Genomic DNA, 2988 nt, shown 5'->3' on the forward strand with positions numbered 1-2988 from the left:
GTCCAGCAGATGTAACGCGCATATTGGCAAATTTGGCACAAGCGGGTTGGGCTGAGCGCCTACCGGGGAATGAAAAGCGCTGGCGCTTACATAAAAAGCCAGTGCAGCTGAGTAACACGGTAGACCACAACATGAAAAACGTACTGCGCAACTTACAGCAAGAGTACAACAACTACAGTATTTTGAGGTAGTTATGAGCGAGAAAGATATAACACCGACGGTTGAGAAAGCCCTAGTTGACGGGAAAGATTTGCTTGCTTCAAAGCAAGACGCGCTGCTGCAACTAGGTCAAATTCAAGCATTCAGCTTTATGGGAAAACTCGTCACAGTGACGGAATTGAAGCTAGCTCTGCAAATTAAAGAAACCAAGAGCTACAAAGGATTAACGTATCAAGACGATAAAGGAAAAGTCGTCACTGTGACGACTTGGGAACAATGCTGCAAACATATTTTAAAAACTGATTGTCAAAACTTGGACCGCAGACTAGTAAACCTTCAGCAGTTTGGTGAAGAGTTCTTCGAAGCTGCGCAGCAAATGAAACTAGGCTATCGGGACTTACGAGCTTTACGTCAATTACCTGAAGAAGATCAAACATTGGTTATTGAATCAGAGGCTGTTGAAACAGGTGATACTGAAGCTGTAAAAGAGTTAATCGACGAATTAAAGGCTAAGCATTCAAAGGAGAAAGACAAGTTAGCACAGGAGCTGGACGCAACCGAGCGCATGCTCAAAGTGTCTCGTGATTCTTCATCCAAAAAAGAAGAAGAAATCATCAAGCTTAAAACCGACTTAGAAAGCAAAAAGTTTAGTGCCGAACGCTGGAAAGGCGAAGCCAAGTCATTTTTTGAGGCATTGGCTAAAACCCAAAACCAAGTGCGTGAAGGGTTTAACCAAATGTTGGTGCTTAGTGAGCAACTAGAGACGGTAAAGATTGATGATAAAACCTATGATGCCGCTAAATCCGCATTTTATGCTGACAGCAAAATTTTACTAACTCAACTCGCGCATGTGTGGAATGAAATACACCGCACCTATGGTGACTTAGACGACGCGCGCCCCAGTGGTGAGTGGCTGGCCGAAATGGGCTTTGAAGGCACGGAGGTGATGGAATGAACGCATTATCTCTAGAGTACTGGGCAGAGCAGCTAGACAACGCAGGCCACGGCCAAAAAGGCACAATCCGCGAGCAAGCGTGCAAAACGCTAGGACTGAGTAAAGACGCGTTGTATCGCCGATTAAAAAGCCTTGGCTGGCAAAGTGGCAAAGCCAAACGCAGTGATGCAGGCACAACAGCGATGGACGATGAAGCCTTGAATATGCTGGTGGCCATTTTAAACCAAGGGGTACGTGATAATGGTAAGCGGATCATGGATGTTACCACGGCTAAATCAATCTTGGTTGCTAATGGCTATGCCTGCTTAAGCACCAGCCAGATCAGCCGTGTACTAGCTAAACGTAATGCCTCAGTTAGCGCGTTAGATAGAGCAACACCGCATGTTCAAATGCGCAGTTTAGCGCCTAATCATGTACATCAAGTAGACCCTAGTTATTGTTTGCTTTATTACCCGCCAGGTAAAAAAGGCAAAGTGCAGCGCTACGCAAATGACTCTGAGTTTTACGCAAATAAACCAGAGAACTTAGAGCGCATAAAGCACTTACGAGTGTGGCGTTATGTATTGGTTGATCACAATAGCGGCATGATCCGCGTGCGTTATTACGAGTCAGCGGGTGAAACGCAAGCCAACATGTTCGACTTTTTAATGTGGTGTTGGAAGCAACACGAAGGCTCGCCATTTATGGGCGTGCCACAAATTCTGTTATGGGATAAAGGCAGTGCCAACACAGGTAAAGCAATTACCAATGTATTAGATGCACTCAAAGTTAAAAACATACCCCATGAGGCTGGCAACCCACGCGCTAAAGGGGCTGTGGAAGTGGCAAACAACATTGTTGAAAAGCAATTTGAAAGCCGCATTTTGTTTGAACCGGTTAGCAGTGTTGACGAGCTGAACGAGTCGGTATGGGCATGGCAAGAGGCATTTAACGCCAACAAAATACCTGGCATGAACTGCAAGCATAGTCGGCACAAGCAAGCACGTTCCGATGTATGGCTAACCATATACCAACCACAAAACCGCGACTATTTGCGCATGCTGCCAGATGAGCAAGTTTGCAGACTACTACTGACCAAAACAGGTGAAACACGAAAGGTGAACGGTGATCTGGAGATCACTTATGTTCACCCACGAACCAAACAGCAGCACCGCTATGACGTTGGTGAACTGGAGCATGTACGTAACGGGATCACGGTTTCGGTTAGTCCAATTATTGTGGGTGATACGCCGGATTTATTAGTAGGTGTTACAACCCCCCTTGATGAAGTGGTGTATCACCAAGTTCAGCCAGCAGGTGTTGGTGAAGATGGCTTTAGGTTAGATGCCCCTGTAATTGGTGAAGAGCACATCCAAAACAAAGACACAGCGACTCAAAGCGCAGCTAAAGCAGCGGATAGGCTCGCTTTTGAAAATCTCAGTGATGCAGAAATCAAGCAGGCTAAGAAGAAAAAGCTAGCTCCATTTGGGGGCGCTTTGGTCGCTCACACACACCTCAAAAATGTTGAGCACGACACCCGCATTGCGCCTAAGGGAGAAACTATTGAGCCAGACAATCCGATTGCTAAGCAAATCAGCGAAGCGCCCAAGCGCAAAGGCAAGGTGTTGGACTCACTCGATTTACGCATGGTTGTAGCACAGCGTTTGGGTAGGCCGCTGCGTCCTAATGAAATTGATTGGCTGAATGGCCAAAGTATTGCTGAAACGGAAGTGTCAGCGGTTGTTGAACAGTTGCACCTAGGAATTGCGGAGACTCCAGTGCTGAAGATAGCGAGATAGCAGTTGAAAATAACAAAGCTTAGCCATGTGTTTGAAGTACTGGGAGTTAAGCAAGCCCAAGTAGTAAAAGCATTAACCGCTAAAGGGCTGACCTTT

2 protein-coding genes and 1 pseudogene are annotated in these 2988 nt (G+C 46.2%); all 3 read left to right on the top strand.

Annotation, left to right across the window (positions count from 1 at the left end; genetic code table 11):
* Positions 1-191: pseudogene (locus L1271_RS24515) on the top strand (MarR family transcriptional regulator); the annotation flags it as partial.
* 2 nt (positions 192-193) lie between these two features.
* Positions 194-1114 (top strand): hypothetical protein, encoded by a 921-nt coding sequence (locus tag L1271_RS24520; RefSeq protein ID WP_235369041.1) that lies wholly within the window; start codon positions 194-196, stop codon positions 1112-1114.
* A complete protein-coding gene (locus L1271_RS24525; RefSeq protein WP_235369042.1) occupies positions 1111-2892 on the top strand; it encodes a hypothetical protein in 1782 nt (593 codons plus the stop codon). The genes L1271_RS24520 and L1271_RS24525 overlap by 4 nt, the downstream gene beginning before the upstream one ends.
* The last annotated feature ends 96 nt before the right edge of the window (positions 2893-2988 follow it).

The sequence above is a fragment of the Pseudoalteromonas sp. OF5H-5 genome, from assembly GCF_021530695.1.
GTDB lineage: Bacteria > Pseudomonadota > Gammaproteobacteria > Enterobacterales > Alteromonadaceae > Pseudoalteromonas.

Coding starts and splice junctions, on each gene's coding strand:
- L1271_RS24525 (WP_235369042.1), top strand. CDS start 1,111: ATGAACGCATTATCTCTAGAGTACTGGGCAGAGCAGCTAGACAACGCA.
- L1271_RS24520 (WP_235369041.1), top strand. CDS start 194: ATGAGCGAGAAAGATATAACACCGACGGTTGAGAAAGCCCTAGTTGAC.